The sequence below is a fragment of the Mycobacterium basiliense genome (assembly GCF_900292015.1).
Taxonomy (GTDB): domain Bacteria; phylum Actinomycetota; class Actinomycetes; order Mycobacteriales; family Mycobacteriaceae; genus Mycobacterium; species Mycobacterium basiliense.
The window spans coordinates 5,071,227-5,090,936 of sequence record NZ_LR130759.1; the positions used below are offsets into that span (position 1 = coordinate 5,071,227).

Annotated in this window: 21 protein-coding genes; 12 read left to right on the forward strand and 9 right to left on the reverse strand. The window is 65.0% G+C overall.

The window, feature by feature from the left end; all coding sequences use genetic code 11:
- Positions 1-257: 257 nt before the first annotated feature.
- A complete protein-coding gene (gene ipdE2, locus MB901379_RS21520; protein WP_158018456.1) occupies positions 258-1,208 on the forward strand; it encodes an acyl-CoA dehydrogenase IpdE2 in 951 nt (316 codons plus the stop codon).
- Complete coding sequence (locus MB901379_RS21525) at positions 1,205-2,371, forward strand: pyridoxal phosphate-dependent aminotransferase (protein WP_158018457.1); 1,167 nt, start codon at positions 1,205-1,207, stop codon at positions 2,369-2,371. The genes ipdE2 and MB901379_RS21525 overlap by 4 nt, the downstream gene beginning before the upstream one ends.
- 9 nt (positions 2,372-2,380) lie before the next feature.
- On the opposite strand, the gene MB901379_RS21530 is transcribed toward MB901379_RS21525, so the two are convergent.
- On the reverse strand, positions 2,381-3,217 hold the full coding sequence (locus MB901379_RS21530; RefSeq protein ID WP_158018458.1) for an arylamine N-acetyltransferase family protein: 837 nt from the start codon (positions 3,215-3,217) through the stop codon (positions 2,381-2,383).
- Positions 3,218-3,420: 203 nt separating this feature from the next.
- Between MB901379_RS21530 and MB901379_RS21535 the strand changes: the two genes are divergently transcribed.
- Both MB901379_RS21535 and MB901379_RS21540 read left to right on the forward strand, forming a co-directional pair.
- Positions 3,421-3,969, forward strand: coding sequence for a redoxin domain-containing protein (locus MB901379_RS21535; RefSeq protein ID WP_158018459.1), 549 nt, complete (start codon positions 3,421-3,423; stop codon positions 3,967-3,969).
- On the forward strand, positions 3,966-4,868 hold the full coding sequence (locus tag MB901379_RS21540; protein WP_158018460.1) for a cytochrome c biogenesis CcdA family protein: 903 nt from the start codon (positions 3,966-3,968) through the stop codon (positions 4,866-4,868). The genes MB901379_RS21535 and MB901379_RS21540 overlap by 4 nt, the downstream gene beginning before the upstream one ends.
- Here MB901379_RS21540 and MB901379_RS21545 read toward each other — a convergent pair.
- Both MB901379_RS21545 and MB901379_RS21550 read right to left on the reverse strand, forming a co-directional pair.
- Positions 4,831-5,766 (reverse strand): M56 family metallopeptidase, encoded by a 936-nt coding sequence (locus MB901379_RS21545; protein WP_158018461.1) that lies wholly within the window; start codon positions 5,764-5,766, stop codon positions 4,831-4,833. The genes MB901379_RS21540 and MB901379_RS21545 overlap by 38 nt on opposite strands.
- Entirely contained in the window at positions 5,763-6,140 is a 378-nt protein-coding gene (locus MB901379_RS21550; protein WP_158019364.1) for a BlaI/MecI/CopY family transcriptional regulator, read from the reverse strand. The genes MB901379_RS21545 and MB901379_RS21550 overlap by 4 nt, the downstream gene beginning before the upstream one ends.
- Positions 6,141-6,307: 167 nt before the next feature.
- On the opposite strand from MB901379_RS21550, the gene MB901379_RS21555 reads away from it, so the two are divergent.
- A complete protein-coding gene (locus tag MB901379_RS21555) occupies positions 6,308-6,559 on the forward strand; it encodes a hypothetical protein (RefSeq protein WP_158018462.1) in 252 nt (83 codons plus the stop codon).
- A 100-nt stretch (positions 6,560-6,659) separates the two neighbouring features.
- Here the strand turns inward: MB901379_RS21555 and hsaB are convergent, their stop codons facing one another.
- From hsaB to hsaA, 4 genes are read right to left on the reverse strand one after another with little or no spacing between them, the layout of a single operon-like run.
- Complete coding sequence (gene hsaB / locus MB901379_RS21560; RefSeq protein WP_158018463.1) at positions 6,660-7,226, reverse strand: 3-hydroxy-9,10-secoandrosta-1,3,5(10)-triene-9,17-dione monooxygenase reductase subunit; 567 nt, start codon at positions 7,224-7,226, stop codon at positions 6,660-6,662.
- A gap of 13 nt (positions 7,227-7,239) precedes the next feature.
- Positions 7,240-8,142, reverse strand: coding sequence for an iron-dependent extradiol dioxygenase HsaC (hsaC, locus tag MB901379_RS21565; RefSeq protein ID WP_158018464.1), 903 nt, complete (start codon positions 8,140-8,142; stop codon positions 7,240-7,242).
- On the reverse strand, positions 8,139-9,014 hold the full coding sequence (gene hsaD, locus MB901379_RS21570) for a 4,5:9,10-diseco-3-hydroxy-5,9,17-trioxoandrosta-1(10),2-diene-4-oate hydrolase (RefSeq protein WP_158018465.1): 876 nt from the start codon (positions 9,012-9,014) through the stop codon (positions 8,139-8,141). The genes hsaC and hsaD overlap by 4 nt, the downstream gene beginning before the upstream one ends.
- Entirely contained in the window at positions 9,014-10,198 is a 1,185-nt protein-coding gene (hsaA, locus tag MB901379_RS21575; RefSeq protein ID WP_158018466.1) for a 3-hydroxy-9,10-secoandrosta-1,3,5(10)-triene-9,17-dione monooxygenase oxygenase subunit, read from the reverse strand. The genes hsaD and hsaA overlap by 1 nt, the downstream gene beginning before the upstream one ends.
- A 193-nt stretch (positions 10,199-10,391) precedes the next feature.
- Between hsaA and MB901379_RS21580 the strand changes: the two genes are divergently transcribed.
- Entirely contained in the window at positions 10,392-11,468 is a 1,077-nt protein-coding gene (locus MB901379_RS21580; RefSeq protein ID WP_158018467.1) for a ferredoxin--NADP reductase, read from the forward strand.
- 45 nt (positions 11,469-11,513) lie between these two features.
- Positions 11,514-12,044, forward strand: a complete 531-nt coding sequence (locus MB901379_RS21585) for a hypothetical protein (protein ID WP_158018468.1) — start codon at positions 11,514-11,516, stop codon at positions 12,042-12,044.
- A gap of 52 nt (positions 12,045-12,096) precedes the next feature.
- Here the strand turns inward: MB901379_RS21585 and MB901379_RS21590 are convergent, their stop codons facing one another.
- On the reverse strand, positions 12,097-14,238 hold the full coding sequence (locus tag MB901379_RS21590) for an acyl-CoA dehydrogenase (RefSeq protein WP_158018469.1): 2,142 nt from the start codon (positions 14,236-14,238) through the stop codon (positions 12,097-12,099).
- Positions 14,239-14,510: 272 nt separating this feature from the next.
- Between MB901379_RS21590 and kstR the strand changes: the two genes are divergently transcribed.
- The gene (kstR, locus tag MB901379_RS21595) at positions 14,511-15,113 is read left to right on the forward strand and encodes a cholesterol catabolism transcriptional regulator KstR (RefSeq protein WP_158019365.1); all 603 of its coding nucleotides are present in this window, start codon (positions 14,511-14,513) and stop codon (positions 15,111-15,113) included.
- Between the two features lie 7 nt (positions 15,114-15,120).
- Here the strand turns inward: kstR and MB901379_RS21600 are convergent, their stop codons facing one another.
- Positions 15,121-16,200, reverse strand: coding sequence for a LacI family DNA-binding transcriptional regulator (locus MB901379_RS21600; protein ID WP_158018470.1), 1,080 nt, complete (start codon positions 16,198-16,200; stop codon positions 15,121-15,123).
- A gap of 143 nt (positions 16,201-16,343) precedes the next feature.
- Between MB901379_RS21600 and MB901379_RS21605 the strand changes: the two genes are divergently transcribed.
- The 4 genes from MB901379_RS21605 to MB901379_RS21620 are packed head-to-tail and all read left to right on the forward strand — an operon-like array spanning position 16,344 to position 19,696.
- Entirely contained in the window at positions 16,344-17,261 is a 918-nt protein-coding gene (locus MB901379_RS21605) for a metal ABC transporter solute-binding protein, Zn/Mn family (protein ID WP_232021930.1), read from the forward strand.
- Positions 17,258-18,076, forward strand: coding sequence for a metal ABC transporter ATP-binding protein (locus MB901379_RS21610; protein ID WP_408632396.1), 819 nt, complete (start codon positions 17,258-17,260; stop codon positions 18,074-18,076). The genes MB901379_RS21605 and MB901379_RS21610 overlap by 4 nt, the downstream gene beginning before the upstream one ends.
- The gene (locus MB901379_RS21615; protein WP_158018472.1) at positions 18,073-18,933 is read left to right on the forward strand and encodes a metal ABC transporter permease; all 861 of its coding nucleotides are present in this window, start codon (positions 18,073-18,075) and stop codon (positions 18,931-18,933) included. Before MB901379_RS21610 ends, MB901379_RS21615 begins: the two co-directional genes overlap by 4 nt.
- 49 nt (positions 18,934-18,982) lie before the next feature.
- Positions 18,983-19,696, forward strand: a complete 714-nt coding sequence (locus MB901379_RS21620) for a sensor domain-containing protein (protein WP_158018473.1) — start codon at positions 18,983-18,985, stop codon at positions 19,694-19,696.
- The last annotated feature ends 14 nt before the right edge of the window (positions 19,697-19,710 follow it).

The window sequence follows — 19,710 nt, forward strand, 5'->3', positions numbered from 1 at the left end:
CGCCAGCGACGATGCAGAGCGAAGCGATGAGGAGGAGCGGCGCCCATGAATCGCGCCAGCGACGATGCAGAGCGAAGCGATGAGGAGGAGCGGCGCCCATGAATCGCGCCAGCGACGATGCAGAGCGAAGCGATGAGGAGGAGCGGCGCCCATGAATCGCGCCAGCGACGATGCAGAGCGAAGCGATGAGGAGGAGCGGCGCCCATGAATCGCGCCAGCGACGATGCAGAGCGAAGCGATGAGGAGGAGCGGCGCCCATGAATGACGAGCGCCAGATGCTGCGGGAAACGGTCGCCGCGCTGGTGGCCAAACACGCCGAGCCGGCTGCGGTGCGGGCGGCGATGGAATCCGAACGCGGCTATGACGAGTCGCTGTGGCGGCTGCTGTGCGAGCAAGTTGGCGCGGCGGCCCTGGTGATCCCCGAAGAGTTGGGCGGTGCGGGTGGCGAAATAGCAGACGCTGCAACAGTTCTGCAAGAGCTTGGCAGGGCACTGGTGCCCTCTCCCCTGCTGGGCACCACCCTCGCCGAGTTGGCACTGTTGGCCGCACCCACACCGGAGGCCGAGACGCTCGAAGCGCTAGCCGACGGTCGCTCGATCGGCGCGCTGGTGCTCGACCCCGACTACGTGGTCAACGGGGACATCGCCGATGTCGTGGTCGCTATCGAGGACGGCAAGCTCAGCCGGTGGACCCGCTTCGATGCGCGGCCCGTTGCCGCCATGGATCCCACCCGCCGGCTGGCCCTGGTACGGCCCGAGGAAAAGACCGCGATGGGTCCTGACCCCGGCGTCGCCGACGCCGCGGCCATTCTGTTGGCGGCTGAACAGATCGGCGCCGCCGAGCGCTGTTTGGAGCTGACCGTTGAATACGCCAAGAACCGGGTGCAGTTCGGTCGTCCAATTGGCAGCTTCCAGGCGCTTAAGCATCGGATGGCCGATCTTTACGTGACCGTCGCCGCGGCCCGGGCCGTCGTCGCCGACGCATGCGACCAACCCACACCCACCAATGCCGCCACCGCGCGACTGGCGGCCTGCGAAGCACTCAACGTGGTGTCCGCCGAGGGCATCCAGTTGCATGGTGGCATCGCGATCACCTGGGAACACGATATGCATCTGTATTTCAAGCGTGCCCACGGCAGCACCCATCTGCTACCTCCGCCGAGAGAGCTGCTGCGCCGGTTGGAGTCCGAGGCGATACCCGCATCATGACCAATCGTGTCGCCCTGCGAGCAGGTATCCCACCGTTTCACGTGATGGACGTCTGGCTGGCGGCCGCGGAGCGCCAGCGCACACACGGTGATCTGGTGAATCTTTCGGCGGGCCAGCCCAGCGCGGGCGCACCTGAGCCGGTGCGCGCCGCCGCGGCCGCCGCCTTGCACCTCAATCAACTGGGCTACACCGTGGCGCTGGGTATTCCGGAGCTTCGTGACGCCATCGCCGCGGATTACCAACGGCGGCATGGCATCTCTGTCGAACGAGACGCGGTGGTGATTACCACCGGATCGTCGGGCGGCTTCCTGCTCGCATTCCTGGCCTGCTTCGATGTCGGCGATCGGGTGGCGATGGCCAGTCCAGGCTACCCGTGCTACCGCAACATCCTGACCGCATTGGGGTGTGAGGTCGTGGAGCTCCACTGCGGGCCGGCGACCCGATTCCAACCCACTGCGCAGATGCTTGCCGAACTGGACCCACCGGTGCGGGGCGTGGTTGTCGCCAGCCCGGCCAACCCCACCGGAACGGTCATCCCCGCCGAGGAGCTGACGGCGATCGCGTCCTGGTGCGATGAGTCGGGGGCTCGGCTGATCAGCGACGAGGTTTACCACGGCCTGGTTTACCCGGGTGCACCGCAGACCAGCTGCGCTTGGCAAACCTCGCGGAATTCGGTGGTAGTGAACAGCTTTTCGAAGTATTACGCGATGACGGGGTGGCGACTGGGCTGGCTGCTGGTACCCACCGAGCTGCGCCGCGCGGTTGATTGTCTCACCGGCAATTTCACCATCTGCCCACCGGTGTTATCGCAGATTTCGGCGGTATCGGCCTTCACCCCTGAGGCCACCGCCGAGGCCGAGGCCAATCTGCGTCACTACGCCCTGAACCGTTCGTTGCTGCTCGATGGTCTACGTGGTATCGGCATTGACCGACTGGCGCCCACCGACGGCGCGTTCTACGTCTATGCCGACGTCTCAGACTTCACCACCGATTCGCTAACGTTCTGCTCAAAGTTGCTGGCTGACACGGGCGTTGCTATCGCGCCGGGCATCGACTTCGACACCGTACGGGGTAATGCGTTTGTCCGGATGTCATTCGCCGGGCCGACCAGCGACATCGAAGACGCGGTGCACCGGATCGGGTCTTGGCTGCCCCGACGCTAGCCGCCGGCGTTATCGCGCGGCGAAGCAGGTTTCTTCGATGCGGCCTTCCAGCGCACTACGCTCCCCGACCTCGGCCAGGTTGATGCCGAACCGGACACCCAGCGTGTCTACAACCGCGGCAGGAGTGTCCAGAACGGTCTTCTCGGTCAGGCCCCCGCGGTGGATGGCCAGGGTGCGCCCCGTCAAGTTCCACCGGGCGTCGGCGGTAACGGTCGCGGCCATCAAGCCGGTGACGAAGTGCGATGACGGGTGAGTCGAGACAAACCAACACGCCACCTTCAGGTCGATCGGCGGTCGGGTGAGCGTGCTGAACTCGTATAGCGCCTGCCACTCGTCGCGAACCATGGCCTGCAAGACCAGCCCGTCGCCACGATCATCCAGGCGAAACGGTTCGTGGGTCGTTTGTTGGGTGCTGCCCGTTTCGATCCGAATCGGAGAGGTCGGGGTCTGGCCGCCGAACCCGACGTCCACCAGATACGACCCTTGCGAGCCGGGAAAGGTCACCGCCAGCACGGTGTGTGTCTGTGCGGACAGCGGCGCGTCTGGCGGGGCCATCCACACGACTCGTCCGGCCAGTCTGCGTACCTGATAGCCCAATTCTGCCAGCACGTATCCCATCAGTCCGTTGTGCTCATAGCAGTAGCCACCGCGGCGCCGGTGAACCAGCTTGTCGGCCAGCGCTGCTGGACTCAGGTCGTCGACCGGCACTCCCATGAGCGGATCGAGGTTTTCGAACGGAATCGTGCGCGTGTGGGCGGTCACCAGATCCCGCAATACCTCCAGGGTCGGTTCGGTGCCGCCACCATAGTTGATGCGTTCGAAGTATCTGGTCAGGTCCAGCGTCATAGGGCCATTCTGCTGGCAACCTTGCCTCGCGCGCCTACCCAGGCGACCGAAAGCCATTGTTCGGGTGAGCGCCGCCGTGCGGCACATCGGTGAGAGTGTGTCACGGACCAACATACTATCTACGTACGTAGATAGTATGTTGGTGGCCACCCACCACACGGTTCGAGACAAAGTTCAAGCTGCACACAACGGAGGGAATAGCCATGCCACGGCGCTGGATCACCTTGTTTGCTATCGGCGTCGCTGCCACGGCCATTACCGCATGCGGCGCGCCCGGGGCGCAGTCCGCGCCCACCAACGCAGCCGGTTCGGCGTCTCATGCGGCGGCAGGAAACTCGACGCACGTACCGGAACAGCTGCAGTTCACTGCTAAAACCATTGGGGGCCAGACATTCTCGGGAACGAGTCTGGCGGGTAAGCCGGCGGTGCTATGGTTCTGGACACCTTGGTGCCCGACCTGCCAGCATGAGGCGCCGATCTTCGGAAACGTCGCGGCGGCCAACTCGACCGTCACGTTCGTTGGCGTGGGGGCACAGGAGCAAGCTTCCGCGATGCAGGCGTTCGTCGACAAATACCAGCTGGGTAGCACCACCCAGCTCGCCGACAGCGAAGGAACCGTCTGGTCTAAGTTCGGTGTTACGCAGCAACCGGCGTGGGCGTTCGTCGGCGCCGACGGCAAGGTCGACGTGGTCAAAGGCACATTGAGTGCTCAGGAATTGACGGAGCGGGTCAACGAGCTGGCCGGTCGATGATCGACACCGCCGCCCTGAGCTTTGCGCTCGGCGCCGGGTTGGTCGCCGCCCTCAACCCGTGTGGCTTTGCCTTTCTGCCCGGCTACCTGGGGTTGGTGATCGCCGGCAGTCAGGGCGCCTCACGTCCGGCCGCCCTGTTTCGTGCCGGCGCGGCCACCGCGGGAATGTCCCTCGGATTCCTCACGGTGTTCGGCATTTTCGGTCTGCTAATCGCACCGGTAATCGCCTCGGCTCAGAAGTACCTGCCGTTTGGCACCGCGATCATCGGACTTCTGCTCATCGGATTGGCGCTCTGGCTGCTAGCCGGCAAGGACGTCAACATCATCATGCCCAAGCGCGCGGGCGGTGCGCCGACGACCCGGTTGGGTTCGATGTACGGTTACGGCGTCGGTTATGCGATCGCTTCGCTATCCTGCACCGTCGCACCGTTTCTGGCGGTGATCAGCACGACGTTCAAGCACGGTTCGATGGTCTCTGGCGTGCTGGCGTTTGTCGCCTACGCGGCCGGCATGACCATCACGGTAGGGGTGGCCGCACTCGCCGTTGCGCTGGCCGGCTCCTCGGCGAGCGTGGCGTTTCGGCGCGTTTTGCCCTTCGTCGGCCGGATCGCCGGCGTTATCGTGTTGCTCACCGGCCTATACGTGACGTACTACGGCTACTACGAAATCCGACTCTATTTCACCGGCGCCGAGGCTGACGATCCGGTAATTCGAACCGCAAACACGATGCAGGACTGGTTAATCCAGTTGGTCGACGGTGTCAGCCCATGGGCGCTGGTGGGCGCCTCGGCTGTGCTGGTGGCCGCCGGAGTGAGCTGGCACATCCTGTCTCGATCGCGCGCGAATACCCGTAACGCGGTGACTACAGCTGGCAGGCCAGACCAAACACCAGCGGCATAGTCATCGCGAGACCGATGGTGGTGGACAACATCACCCGCTCAAGCCACGATCGGCCGCGGGACACCGGGATGGCTAACCGCTCGGCGCGGGCCAACGTCGCGGTATTGGCCGCACCCAACGTCGCCGACGCCATCACCGACGGTCCCCCCGTCAACGCTAATAGCCCATGCAGCAAGGCCGTTTTCCCGTGCCGTCGCACCGCAACATCATCAGCGCATAGCTCCAGCAGGTCCGCCACTACGTCTGCGGCCGCAGCGAACAAGGGCAGTCGAGGCAGACTCGCCGCCATCGCACGCAGCGCCATCAGCAGGTCGTGGTGTCGGCTCGCCAAGTGTGCGTATTCGTGCGCGAGCACGGCGGCCAGCTGCCGCTCGTCGAGGCGGTTAAGAGCGGCGCTGGTGACCACGATGACACTCTCGGGTCGATCAGCGACGCAGTAGGCGGCAGGTTGTGGCGCCGGGACGACCACCACGCCAGGCCAGTCGCTGGGTCCTCCGACCACCCGCGCGTTGGCGGCGTGTAGCCGACTAAGGGATCGCTGCCGCCGCCATCGATGAACAACGCGCCAACCGGCTACGGCGGTTGCTACCAGGCCCGCCAACAGCAGGCCAATGGCGACCGCCGAAGCGATTGTGCGCGGCAGGCCCAGTTCGCCGGTAAGGCCCAACGTCTTCAAGCAAAGTGTTAGCTGCCCGTGGTGCCACGCGCTGTCCAGTACGGCGGTGCCCAGCACCCCGAGGGCGGCGAACCACGCGGCGAGCGCGGTAGCGACCGCCGTCAACCAGGACGCCACGGCCAGCTTCGGGTGGGCGCTGGTGCGGGTGATGCGCCGCAGCGGTAGGGGTCCAAGCCAAACCAACGCCACCGCATACCCGAGCAAGAGAAGCGCGGTGTTCACGATTCGTCCCGATCGGCGATGATCCGGCGCAGCACGTCACGGACCCGCGTCGATTCTTCCGCGTCCATCTGCTTGAGGAAAAAGGTCAACACCAGATCCGAGTCTCCACCGGCATCAAAGGCGTCCCGCATGAGGCTGGCCGAATGTTCCTCGCGGGTCATAGTCGGCCAATAGCGGAAGGCCTTCCCCGCGCGTTCCCGTTGCAACCACCCTTTGCGGTGCAAGTTGTCCATCGTGGACATGACGGTGGTATACGCAATCTGCCGATGGTGCGCCAGCTCGTCGAACATGTCGCGGACGGTGATCACCTCGCGGCGGCTCCATACGCGGTCCATAATGACCGCCTCTAGCTCGCCGAAGCCCCGGACCTGCATGGCACTACTCTCTCGCACGTTTCGATTCAACGCCATTCCGTCGTCCTCGGCCCGGCTTTGGCCCCGCAGCGAGCAGGCCGGATCGGCGCTTGTTTGATTCCTGTCAAATATGGGGATCTCTGTTACTGACGGCTGCAATACCGACATGAACAGCAACGGAGCCGCAAATGGATACCAGCGATCTTTGGATGGTCGCCGCCGCAGCGGCGATAGCCCTCGCCGTGGTCGCCGCCCTGATAGTCGTGCTCGACGTGACACTGAAACGACGGGAAACGCTGGCCGAAGAAGCGGGGGCCCGGGCCCGCGCCGCAAGGGACGCAGCCAAAACGTGCCGACCGCATGGCCCCAAAGGCCGAGTCAGAAGCGCGCGAGTCGGCTTCGTGGCCAGCAGCCAAGATCGAACGTTGGGTTTTCGGTAGCAGCCGGTCACGGCACATTCGGACGTAGCGCTACTGCGAAATTTTCCCCTTGATTTTCGCGGTAGCGCTACGTGCGGCCAGCTACGTGTGGGCAGCCAGGTTAGAGCCAGGTGTCTGCGGTGGTGGTGGTGAGGAACGCCTCCAGGTCGTCTCGCCACTGAGCGGGCGTGGTCTTGTCCGGTTCGATGCCGGTGTAGTCGCCGCGATAGAACAGCAGCGGCCTCGGCTTGATCTTGGGGACCTCCGAGAGCGAATTGACCGCGCCGAATACCACAAAGTGATCGCCACCGTCGTGCACCGAGGCCACCGTGCAGTCGATGTACGCCAACGACCCCTCGATCACCGGAGAACCGAGTTCGGAAGGGCGCCAATCGATACCGGCAAACTTATCGGGTTCCTTGGAGCCGAACCGCGCCGAAACGTCCTTCTGCTTCTCGGTCAGCACGTTCACGCAGAAGCGGCCGCTGGCCTCGATGGCCTTCCAGGACCGCGATACCTTGGTCGGGCAAAACAGCACCAGCGGCGGATCGAGTGACAACGCGGCAAAGGACTGGCACGCAAAACCGATCGGCACCTCGTCGTGCACCGTGGTGATGATGGTGATCCCGGTGCAGAACTGACCGAGCACACTCCGAAAGGTGCGCGGGTCGATCGACGGGGCGGCCATTATTCGTCCACAGCTACCCGCGCGCGCCGACGGTGAAGTCGTGGCCCCACAAGCTGACAGCGGTACTTTCCCGCGCAATCCAGTCGTGATCGTCGACTTGCCGACCTTCACAACCGAATTCGACGTCAAAACCGCCGGGAGTCTTCATATAGAAGGACAGCATTAGATCGTTGACGTGCCGCCCCAGGGTGGCCGACATCGGCACTTTGCGGCGCAGCGCTCGGTCCAGGCACAGACCGACGTCGTCGGCATTCTCCACCTCGACCATTAGGTGCACGATGCCGCTGGGCGTCGGCAGCGGCAAGAAAGCCAGGGAATGGTGGCGCGGGTTGCAGCCAAAAAAGCGCAACCAGGCCGGCGCGCCGTCGGCGGGCCGGCCCACCAGTTGCGGCGGCATCCGCATCGAGTCACGCAGTTTGAAGCCAAGCACGTCTCGGTAGAAGTGCAATGCTTCGGCGTCATCGCGGGTGGTTAGCACCACGTGCCCCAGGCCCTGTTCACCGGTGACGAACTTGTGCCCGTAGGGACTTACCACGCGGCGGTGTTCCAAGGCGGCGCCATGAAAGACCGCCAGCGGGTTGCCCGAGGGATCGGCAAACAGGATCATCTCGTCCACCCGACGATCCGCCATTTCAGCGGCGGTTGCCTCCTTGTACGGTGTGCCCTCGACGTCGAGCCGATTCCTAATATCCTGTAGGCCTTCGGCATTCGCACATTCCCAACCCGCCTCCGCCAACCGGTCCTGCTCGCCCGGGACGATCACCAGCCGAGCCGGGAAATCGTCCATCCGCAGATACAGGGCACCCTCGGTGCCGCCCTTCCCCTCGACCATGCCGAGGACCTTCAGACCGTATTCGCGCCAGGCCGCCATATCGGTGGCTTCGATGCGTAGATAGCCCAGCGACCGGATACTCATCTCGCACCTCCCAAGAAATCAATCGTCAGCCTGTTGAACTCGTCAAACTTCTCCACCTGCGCCCAATGTCCACACTGCCCGAAGACGTGCAGCTGCGCACGGGGGATGGTCTTGAGCGCGACCAGCGCGCCATCCAGCGGATTGACCCGATCCTCCCGTCCCCAGATCAGCAGCACCGGCTGGCGCAGCTTGTATACCTCGCGCCACATCATGCCGAGCTCGAAGTCTGCCCCAGAGAAGGACTTGCCCATTGCTTGCGTCGCCATCAAGGACTCCGGCGTGCGGGCCAGCTCGAAGCGCTGGTCCACCAGCTCCGGAGTGATCAGCTTCTGGTCATAGACCATGACGCGCAGAAACGCCTCGAGATTCTCTCGGGTGGGCTGAATGGAGAATTTGCCCAGCCGTTTCACGCCCTCGGTCGGGTCCGGCGCGAACAGGTTGATACTCAACCCGCCCGGACCCATCAGGACCAACCGACCGGCACGGTCCGGGTAGTCCAGCGCGAATCGCACCGCGGTGCCGCCACCTAGCGAATTACCCACCAGCGGAACCCGACCCAAGCCCAGTTGATCAAACAGACCCTTGAGCGCGGCCGCGGCATAGCGGTTGAACTGCCCATGCTCGGCACGCTTATCCGAGTGACCGTATCCGGGCTGATCGACGGCCAGTACATGGAACTGCTGCGCCAGCACCGCAATATTGCGCGCGAAATTCGTCCAGCTCGATGCACCGGGCCCACCGCCGTGCAGCAGCACGACCGTCTGGTCGTTGCCGACGCCGGCTTCGTGATAATGCAGCTTCAGCGGTCCGTCGACATCGACCTCGACATAGCGAGAGGTGGATTCGAAAGTGAGTTCCTCGGTAGCCGTCATCAGACCATGGTGTCGCCGGGAGGCAACCCGAACTCGTTGTTCCCGAAAATCACGTATGCGCGCTCAGGGTCGTTGGCCGCGTGCACCCGACCGGCGTGCGCGTCCCGCCAGAACCGCTGTATGGGAGCGTCATTGGCCAGTGCGGTGGCACCGGAGGCCTCGAAGAGCCGGTCGATCGAGGCGATCGACCGGCCAGTGGCTCGCACCTGGTCGCGACGTGCCCGTGTGCGCAGCTCGAACGGAATCTCTTTACCGGCAGACAGCAACGCATACTCGTCACCGACATTGCCCATCAGCTGACGCCAGGCCGCGTCGATGTCGCTGGCGGCCTCGGCGATGCGGACCTTCGCGAACGGGTCGTCCTTGGCCTTCTCGCCGGCGAACGCCGCGCGCACGCGTTTACCCTGATGCTCGACATGCGCGTCGTACGCGCCGTAGGCCATGCCCACAATCGGAGCCGTGATGGTGGTGGGATGCATGGTGCCCCAAGGCATTTTGTAGACGGGCGAGGTGTTGGTCTGCAATCCACCCGCGGTGTGGTCGTTCATGGCCTTGTAGGACAAAAACCGGTGCCGCGGCACGAACACATCCTTGACGACCACCGTGTTGCTGCCGGTGCCGCGCAGTCCGACCACGTGCCAGACGTCGTCGATGCGGTACTCGGTGCGCGGGATCAAGAAGCTGCCGAAGTCGACGGGCCGGCCATCTTTGATCACCGGGCCGCCGACGAAGCACCACGTGGCGTGATCACAGCCCGACGACCAGTTCCACGAACCGTTCACCAAGTACCCGCCGTCGACAACGACACCGGCACCCATCGGCGCATACGACGACGAAATGCGCGTCTTGGGATCGTCAGCCCAAACCTCTTCCTGGGCACGCTGGTCGAACAGGGCCAGATGCCAGTTGTGCACCCCGATGATCGAACTCACCCAACCGGTGGAACCACACGCGCTGGCCAGGCGTCGCGTCGCCTCATAGAACAGCGTGGGATCGCACTGCAGTCCACCCCACTGCTCGGGCTGCAGCAGAGTGAAGAAACCGACGTCCTCCAGCGCCTGGACGGTCTCGTCGGGCAACCTGCGCAGATCTTCGGTGGCTTGAGCACGCTCCCGAATCTGCGGCAGCAGATCATCGATGGCAGCCAGCACCGACTGCGCATCGCGCTGTTGAATGGTTGTCACTTACGTTTGCCTCCTGGGAAGTGGCGGACTGGGCTGCACAACCGACACGGACCGATTTGAGTTTAGTCAAAGACTAGAACACGTTCCGATTTGTGTCGAGCAGGGTATTCCTGCGGCTGGTAGCAATACGAATCGGGTTTTCTGTAACATGTTCTAGTTGCAGTTCTCGCGATGAGGGAAGAGAGGGCGGTTCTTGACCGAGGCGATTCCCGACGAACCACTCGGCAGCCACGTCCTGGAGCTGCAGATCGCCGAGGTCGTCGCCGAAACCGACGACGCACGGTCGCTGGTTTTCACGGTTCCAGACGGACCCGACGACCCGGCAATTCCACCGGATCGGCTGCGCTACGCACCCGGGCAGTTCCTGACGCTGCGCGTACCCAGTGACCGGACCGGCTCGGTGGCCCGCTGCTACTCGTTGTGCAGCTCGCCGTTCACCGACGACGCGTTGACCGTGACGGTCAAGCGCACCGCGGACGGATATGCGTCCAACTGGCTGTGCGACCACGCGCACCCGGGCATGCGTGTCCACGTGCTGGCACCCTCGGGCAACTTTGTGCCCAAGACGCTCGACGACGATTTCCTGCTGCTGGCCGCGGGCAGCGGGATCACCCCGATCATGTCGATCTGCAAGTCGGCGCTCGCAGAGGGCGGCGGTCAAGTGACACTGCTCTACGCCAACCGCGACGACCGCTCGGTGATCTTCCGCGAGGCGCTCAACGAGCTGGCCGCCAAGTACCCCGACCGGCTGACGGTGCTGCACTGGCTCGAGTCGCTACAAGGGCTGCCGAGCCCAACGGCACTGGCAAAGCTGGCCGCCCCGTTCATCGGCCGGCCGGCCTTCATCTGTGGCCCCGGCCCTTTCATGGACACGTCGCGCATTGCCCTCGAAACACTCAAAGTGCCCGCCCAGCAGGTGCACATCGAGGTGTTCAAATCCTTGGATTCAGATCCGTTCGCGGCGGTGAAGATCGAAGATTCCGGAGACAAACCACCAGCCACGGCGGTGGTCGAGCTCGACGGTGAGACGCACACCGTTTCTTGGCCACGCAACGCCAAGCTGCTGGACGTGTTGCTGGCCAAGGGTCTGGACGCGCCGTTCTCCTGCCGGGAAGGCCACTGCGGTGCCTGCGCCTGCACGCTGCGCAAGGGAAAAGTGACCATGGAAGTCAACGATGTTCTGGAGCAGCAGGATCTCGACGACGGGCTAATTTTGGCCTGTCAATCTCATCCGGAATCTGATTCGGTAGAAGTGACCTACGACGAGTAGTCGCGGCGTTAAGTTCACCCCGGCGGGTCGACGAGAGGACGCAGGATGAAGCGGCTGATGGCGAGCCCGGCGCTGGCGGGGCTGATGCTGATGTTCCTGCCCCACCCCACCTCCGCCGCGGCCAGCAACACGGCCACCACGTTGTTCCCCATCGATGACGCCACCCAGCTGGAGACACACTCGTTCGTCGATTGCCATCCGAACGGCAGCTGCGACTTTGTCGCCGGCGCGAATCTGCGCACCCCCGATGGCCCGGCGGGTTTCCCCCCCGGTTTGTGGGCGCGTCAAACCACCGAGATCCGGTCGTCGAACCGGTTGGCCTATCTGGACGCCCACGCCACCAGCCAGTTCGAGCGGGTGATGAAGGCGGGCGGTTCCGATGTGATTACCACCGTCTATTTCGGTGAAGGCCCGCCGGACAAATACCAGACAACCGGTGTCATCGACTCGACCAGTTGGTCGACCGGCCAACCCATGACCAACGTCAACGTCATCGTGTGCACGCACATGCAGGTGGTCTATCCCGGGGTCAACCTCACCTCGCCCAGCACCTGCGCACAGACGACGTTTTCCTGAGCCTTTTCGCGGCTTTCCCGCGGCTATTTCGGGCCGAGTCAACAGCCGGCGCCTAACGCGGCAGACCCAGCAGCCGCTCAGCGGCGACGGTCAGCAGGATCTGCTCAGTGCCGCCGGCGATGGTCAGACACCGGGTGTTGAGGAAGTCGTACACCGCGCGATTCTCGACCAGCCCGCCGTCCTCTGACACGTCCATCATGTATTCGGCGAGCGCCTGCCGATAGCGGACCCCGATGAGTTTGCGCACGCTAGACTGCGCGCCCGGGTCCTGACCCCCGACCGCCAGCTGGGCGATGCGCTGGTCCAGCAGCGCACCGGTGGCCGCAATAACGATCAGTCTGGCCAACCGATCCTGCTGGGCGACGTCGAGCGGTAGCTCGGCGAGCACCGCCAGCAACTCTTCCATCGGGTCGCCCAGTGCGGTACCGGTGGCCATCGCGACGCGCTCGTTGGCCAAGGTGGTGCGGGCCAGCCGCCAGCCGTCATTGACCGCGCCGACGACCATTTCGTCGGGAACGAAGACGTTTTCCAGGAAGACTTCGTTGAACAACGATGCGCCGGTGATCTCGCGCAGCGGCCGAATCTCGATGCCAGGTGCGGCCATGTCCATCAAGAAGTAGGTAATGCCCTTGTGCTTCGGCGCGTCGGGATCGGTTCGCGCCAGGCATACGCCCCATTTGGCTAGCTGCGCCTTAGACGTCCACACCTTCTGCCCGGTGAGCAGCCAGCCCCCGTCCGTACGAGCCGCCTTGGTTCGCAGCGACGCCAAGTCCGACCCCGCTCCTGGCTCGGAAAACAGCTGACACCAAAGGATGTCACCGCGCAGGGTGGCCGGCACAAAACGCTGTACCTGTTCGGTCGTGCCGTGCTCCAGAATGGTCGGCGCTGCCCACCAGCCGATCACCAGATCCGGCCGGACGACGCCCGCCGACGCCAGCTCCTGATCGATCAGCAGCTGCTCGGCCGGGGAAGAGTCACGACCGTACGGAGCGGGCCAGTGCGGCGCCAACAGCCCCGTCTCGGCCAGGGCAACCTGACGGTCTTGCTCGGGCAATGCGGCGATATCGGCGACGGTTGCGGCGATCTCGGGTCGCCGGCCTTCCACCCCGGTGAGATCGATGCCGAGACGACGCCGGACGCCGGCCTGAGTCAGCGCGGTAATCCGACGCAGCCAGCGTTCGGCACCACCAAGGAATCGGCCGATGCCGTGCGCACGGCGCAGGTACAGGTGCGCGTCGTGCTCCCACGTGCAGCCGATGCCGCCGAGCACCTGGATGCAGTCTTTGACATTGGCCTTCGCCGCACTAATACCGATGCTGGCGGCCAAGGCGGCAGCGATCGAGAACTGCTGAGCATCGGGTTCGGTCGCCGCCCGAGCCGCGTCGGCGGCGGCCACCTCCGCCTGCTCGGCCCGGCACAGCATCTCGGCACACAAGTGCTTGATGGCCTGAAAGCTGCCGATCGGCTTACCGAACTGCTCGCGCACCTTGGCGTAGGCGACCGCGGTCTCCAGCGACCATCGGGTAACCCCGGCCGCCTCTGCCGCCAACACGGTCGCAACCAGGTCCTCGACCCGCTGGGCCCCCTCCGCGGGCCCCGCCCAGCCAACCTGAGCCGAAGTCAGCACCACCCGGGCCAGCGGCCGGGAGAAGTCGGTGGCCGACAACGGCTCCACCGCCACTTCCGCGGCGGTGGTATCCACGAGCAGCCAGGTTCCCTCGGCCCGCAGCAACAACAGGCCACCGGGTGCACCGCCCAGCGCCAGCGGCACGGTGCCCGACACCCGTGCGCTCTCGGTGTCGAACCGCACCTCGCCTTCCAGCGCAAGTCCCGCGAAGCGTTCGCCGGCGGCCAGCGCGGTCTGCAACTCGGGATCGGAGACGATCACAGCGGCCAGCGCGGTGGTCGCGACGGGACCCGGCACCAAGGCCTTCGCCGCCTCTTCGATCATGGCGCACAGGTCCTCGATGCTGCCGCCGGCACCACCCCGATCCTCGGGGACTGCGACGCCGAACAGCCCCAACTCGGCCAGGCCCGCGAAAATCGACCGCCAGGCATCGGCGTTCGGCGCCTCGCTCCCCGACTCCATTTGACGGCTTGCCACGGTTGCGGCCTCCCCGGAGGCCGCCGTGCGGGCCCAGTCGCGCACCAGCTCGCGCGCCGCGAGCAGTTGGTCGGTGACGGTCGCTACCACCTGCAGTCCTCCGAGTCGTCAAATTCACATGGCAAGAACACCGCTGCTACCCACTAGAACGTGTTCTAATATTGCAGACGATCAACCGTCAAGTCGATGGCTATCGCACCAGTACACGTCATCGTCCCGGCCGCGGGGAGGTGGGAAATTTTCGCACAACATGCGTATCGTTTTCGAACGAGCCGCGCCGGAGAGGAGTTGCGCGCTACATGTCGCCAGCGAACATCGATCCTGGCCGCGCCGCTGACACGCAACCGCGCGAGGTCATGAAAGTGGCAGTGCTGGCCGAGTCCGAACTCGGATCGGAGGCGCAGCGGGAGCGGCGCAAACGCATCCTGGACGCGACCATGGCCATCGCCTCGAAGGGCGGCTATGAAGCCGTTCAGATGCGCGCGGTCGCGGATCGCGCCGACGTCGCGGTGGGTACGCTGTACCGCTACTTCCCGTCCAAGGTGCATCTGCTGGTGTCGGCGCTAGGCCGCGAATTCAGTCGCATCGACGCCAAGACCGACCGGTCCGCAATGACCGGCGGTACGCCGTTTCAGCGGCTGAACTTCATGGTCGGCAAGCTCAACCGCGCCATGCAGCGCAATCCACTGCTCACCGAGGCCATGACGCGTGCCTACGTGTTTGCCGACGCGTCGGCAGCCACCGAGGTCGACCAGGTCGAAAAGCTCATCGACAGCATGTTCGCCCGGGCGATGGCCGACGGTGAGCCCACCGAGGACCAGTACCACATCGCCCGGGTGATCTCCGATGTGTGGCTGTCGAACCTGCTCGCATGGCTCACTCGAAGGGCTTCTGCCACCGATGTCAGCAAACGGCTGGACTTGGCGGTACGCCTGTTGATCGGCGACCAAGCAGACACCACCTAGCCGCCCATCAGGCCGGCGGTCCCGCGGTGCGGCCCCGAATCAACTCGGTTTCGAGCAGTTCGACGGCGGGCAGACCCGACCGCGGCGGCTGTAGCACCAACTCACCGGCGCGCCGGCCCTTCTGCAAACTCGGCTGTGCGACCGTGGTCAGTCCCCGGCTAATCGCTTCCGGTACCCCGTCGAATCCGGTGACGGTCATCTGGCCCGGCACGTAAATGCCATGTCCGCGTAGGTAATCCATGGCAGACAGGGCCAGTATGTCCGCCGTGCACATCAGCGCGGTGATCCGCGGATTGGCCTCCAACGCCACCTTGGCGGCTGCACCGCCCGATGTCGGCAGGTGCTCGTAGCTCTCCACGACAGTCAGCGACTCCCGGTGGACCCCGGCGGCCGCCATCGCGTCCCAGACGCCGATGATGCGCTCCCGTTGCACGTCGAAGCTCGGCGACTTCAGCCGTTCCGCGTCAACCAGGTCCTGGCGGCGGTCTTGGCCCAGTCGCATGGTCAACAGGCCGATCTCGCGATGTCCCAACCCCAGCACGTAGTCGGCGACCTTGCGCATTGCCGCCCGATCGTCAATGCCAACCCGCGAAACTCCAGCAAGGTCTTTAGGTTGGTCAACCACCACCACGGGCAGCCGGCGCTGCAGCACCACCTGCAGGTAGGGATCGTCGTCGCGTACCGAATACACGACAAATCCATCGACCCCGGCACCCAGCACTGCGCCCGTGCCATCATCGAGGCTTCGACTGGGTCCGACGGCGACCAGCAGCAGCCCCTGCCCCAGCTCTTCGCATGATTGCGCCACTCCAGCCACAAAGTCACGGGCCGCGGGATCGCTGAAGAAGTAGGTCAGCGGTTCTGCCATCACCAAACCGACCGCACCGGCTTTTCGGGTGCGTAACGATCGCGCGACCGGGTCGGGTCCGGCATAGCCGATCCGCTTGGCCGTGGCGAGTACCCGCTCACGCAGTTCCGCGGAAAGTTGATCCGGTCGGTTGAAGGCGTTCGAGATGGTGGTGCGCGACACTTTGAGTTCGGCCGCCAATGACGCGAGAGTCGCACGCCGGCGCGGTGTGGGACTCACGTTCGGTGAGGCTACAACGGCACCGGCGGAACGGCCATGCGGAACCGCCGCCCGGTTTTCTATTGGAAACGGTTTTCATTACTATTAGAGGGTTGTTTTGCGGACTACTTGGGGCCGCAGGTCGGCGGTGAAAGGAACTGGACATGGCTCCGGCGGTGGTGGTGATGGCGCACCGGCTCTCAGCCATCCTGTTCTGCGCCATCGCATCGAGCGCCCCGGTCGCCTGCGGCGTTGCCGGCCCGGCGCACCCGGGCGCGGGCGCGATAGTGGCCTCCACCGACGTGTGGGGCAGCGTGGCGAGCGCGGTCGCCGGCGGCCATGTCACCGTGAAGTCGATCGTGGCCGGCGCCGCCGCCGATCCGCACTCTTACCAACCGACTCCCGCGGATGCGGCCGAAATCGCCGACGCGGCCCTGGTGATCTACAACGGCGGCGGCTATGACCCATGGGTCGATCGGCTGCTGGCCAACCATCCGGCCATCGACGCGGTCAACGCCTACTCCTTCCTTGGCGCCGCCGACAATGGATACCAGCCTGACGAACACGTCTTCTACAACTTGAGCGTCGCCAAGGCGGTCGCCGCCACCATCGCTGAGCGGTTGGCGCTGATCGACCCCACCAACGCCTCGTCATACCGGGCCAACGCCGCGGAATTCGGCCGCGACGCCGACACGATCGCCAACTCCGAACATGCCATCGCCATCGCATACCCGGCCACCGGTGTGCTCGCGACCGAACCCGTGGTGCACTACCTGCTGGCGGCCTCGGGACTGATCGATCGGACCCCGGCCGCCTTCGCCACGGCCAGCGAAAACGACGACGATCCCGCCCCCGCAGACATGGCGTCGGTGCTGGATCTGATCAACCACCGAGAGGTTTCTGCGCTGCTGGTCAACCCGCAGACGACCACCGCCGCCACCGCGGATCTGCAGGCGGCCGCCCGTCGGGCAGGTGTTCCGGTGACCGAAGTATCCGAAACGCTGCCGAGCGGCACCGATTACCTGACGTGGCAGCGCGACACCGTCAACCAACTCCGCGCCGCCTTGCGGTCGACCCGCTGACTCGACCGGTGCACGAAGCTCACGAAGCTGTCGCCCTCCGGGGCGCCCGACTGGCATTGGGTGATCGCGTGCTCTGGGACGAGCTGGACCTATCGCTGTCAGCGGGTGAATTCGTCGCAGTGCTGGGACCAAACGGCAGCGGGAAGACCTCGCTGCTCAAGGTGCTGCTCGGTCAGGTCCGGCTCAGCGCCGGCGTCGCCCTGGTTGACGGCAAGCGGGTCGGCCTTGGCCGACGGCGCATCGGCCCAATCGGTTATGTGCCGCAACACCATCCGATCGATCGGGAAGTGATGCTGCGCGGACGCGATCTGGTTCGGCTCGGTGTCGACGGATGCCGGTGGGGCGCGATGCCGCTACGCTCTTCGGATCGGATCCGCCGCAACGAATCCGTGCGGCGCGCGTTGCAACAGGTCAACGGCGAACAGCTCGCCGATGTCCGGGTGGGGCTGATGTCGGGTGGGGAGTTGCAGCGGGTGCGAATCGCCCAGGCATTGGCCAGCGATCCGCTGCTGATGCTGTGCGACGAACCTTTGCTGGCCTTGGATCCCGCCAACACCGAGCTGGTAGCTGCACTGATCGAGCGGCGCCGGCGTGATGCCGGCACCGCGGTAATCGTGGTCACCCACGAGCTCAATCCGATCCTGCCGTATGTGGACCGGGTGCTCTATCTGGCCAACGGGCGATTTCTGATCGGCCCTGTCGAGCAGGTGATGACCACCGAGACACTATCGGCGCTGTACCGCGCGGACATCCAGGTCGTGAAGGTCAAGAACCGGTACCTGGTGGTCGGTGAGCCCGACGGGCGCACACCGTGACGACTCGACTCACCGACCTGCTGGGACGGCTATTTTGCTTCGACACCACCGCCCACCTGCTCAGGCACGACTTCGTCCAGCAAGCATTGGTCGCTGCCGCGCTGCTGGGACTGGCGGCCGGATTGATCGGCCCCTTGATCGTGATGCGCCAAATGTCGTTTGCCGTGCATGGCTCCAGCGAGTTGTCGTTGACGGGAGCCGCGTTCGCGCTGCTGACCGGCTTCCAGGTCGGTATCGGCGCCCTGGTGGGTAGCGCGTTGGCCGCGGCCCTCTTCGGCATTCTCGGCCAGCGGGCCCGCGAGCGTGATTCGGTCACCGGCGTGGTGTTGGCCTTCGGGATGGGCATGGCCGTGCTGTTCATCCATCTCTACCCGGGCCGGACCGGGACCAGCTTCGCCTTGCTGACCGGCCAGATCGTCGGGGTCGGCTACTCCGGGCTGACCATGCTGGCGCTGGTTTGCCTGCTTGTGGCCGCCGTACTGGCGATCTGTTACCGCCCGCTGTTGTTCGCCACCGTGGATCCGGAGGTTGCGGCCGCTCGCGGAGTACCGGTACGTGCGCTGGGCATTGTGTTCGCTGCGCTGGTCGGGGTGGTGGCGGCCCAAGCCGTCCAAATCGTCGGCGCGCTGCTGGTGATGTCACTGTTGATCACCCCCGCCGCCGCGGCCGTGCGGGTGGTCGCCGCCCCCGGCGCCGCGATGCTGGCCTCGGTGATCTTCGCCGAAATCTCGGCAGTCGGGGGCATCGTGCTCTCGCTGGCCCCCGGTGTCCCGGTGTCGGTGTTCGTGGCCACCATCTCGTTTCTGATCTACCTGTTTTGCCGACTGTGGGGGCGGCGGCAACAGCTCAGCCTTTAAGCTGGTCGCACACAGCCGCACAGCTGAAGTCATTCGGGGGAGGGAAACCGTGCGCCAGCGACTAGCCGCGCTCGCTGCGCTGGTAGGTGCCTGCATGCTCGTCGCTGGCTGCACAACCACCATCGACGGAAATGCCGTAGCCGCCGACGCATCGGGACCGTTGAACCAGACCCCGATCCGGGTCGCAGCTCTCGACGGGTTGCTGCTGGATCTGAGTCAGATCAACGCCGCTCTGGGTGCCACGTCGATGAAGGTGTGGTTCAACGCCAAGGCGATGTGGGACTGGAGCAAAAACATTGCCGACAAAAACTGCCTTGCCGTAGATGGCCCCGCGCAGGACGAGGTGTATGCCGGCACCGGCTGGACCGCTATGCGCGGACAGCGGATGGACGACAGTGTCGATGACTCGAAGAAGCGTAAGCACTACGCCATCCAGGCGGTCGTCGCCTTCCCAAGCGCGCGCGATGCGTCAACCTTCTACAACTCGTCGGCGCAGAGCTGGCGCAGCTGCTCGAATCGGCGGTTCAGCGACACCAGCCCGGGCCAGCCCGACACTATCTGGACGGTCGCGCAGATCGTCGACGAAAACGGCACGCTGAGCACCTCTCAGGTCCAGGAGGGTGGCGACGGATGGACCTGCCAACGGGCGCTTACCGTACGCAACAACGTCGCCATCGACGTGGTGACATGCGCCTACAGCCAACAGAGTTCGGTGGCTATCGATATCGCTCAGCAGATAGCGGCCAAGGCCGCGAAGCAGTAGGCCGCAAATAGGTG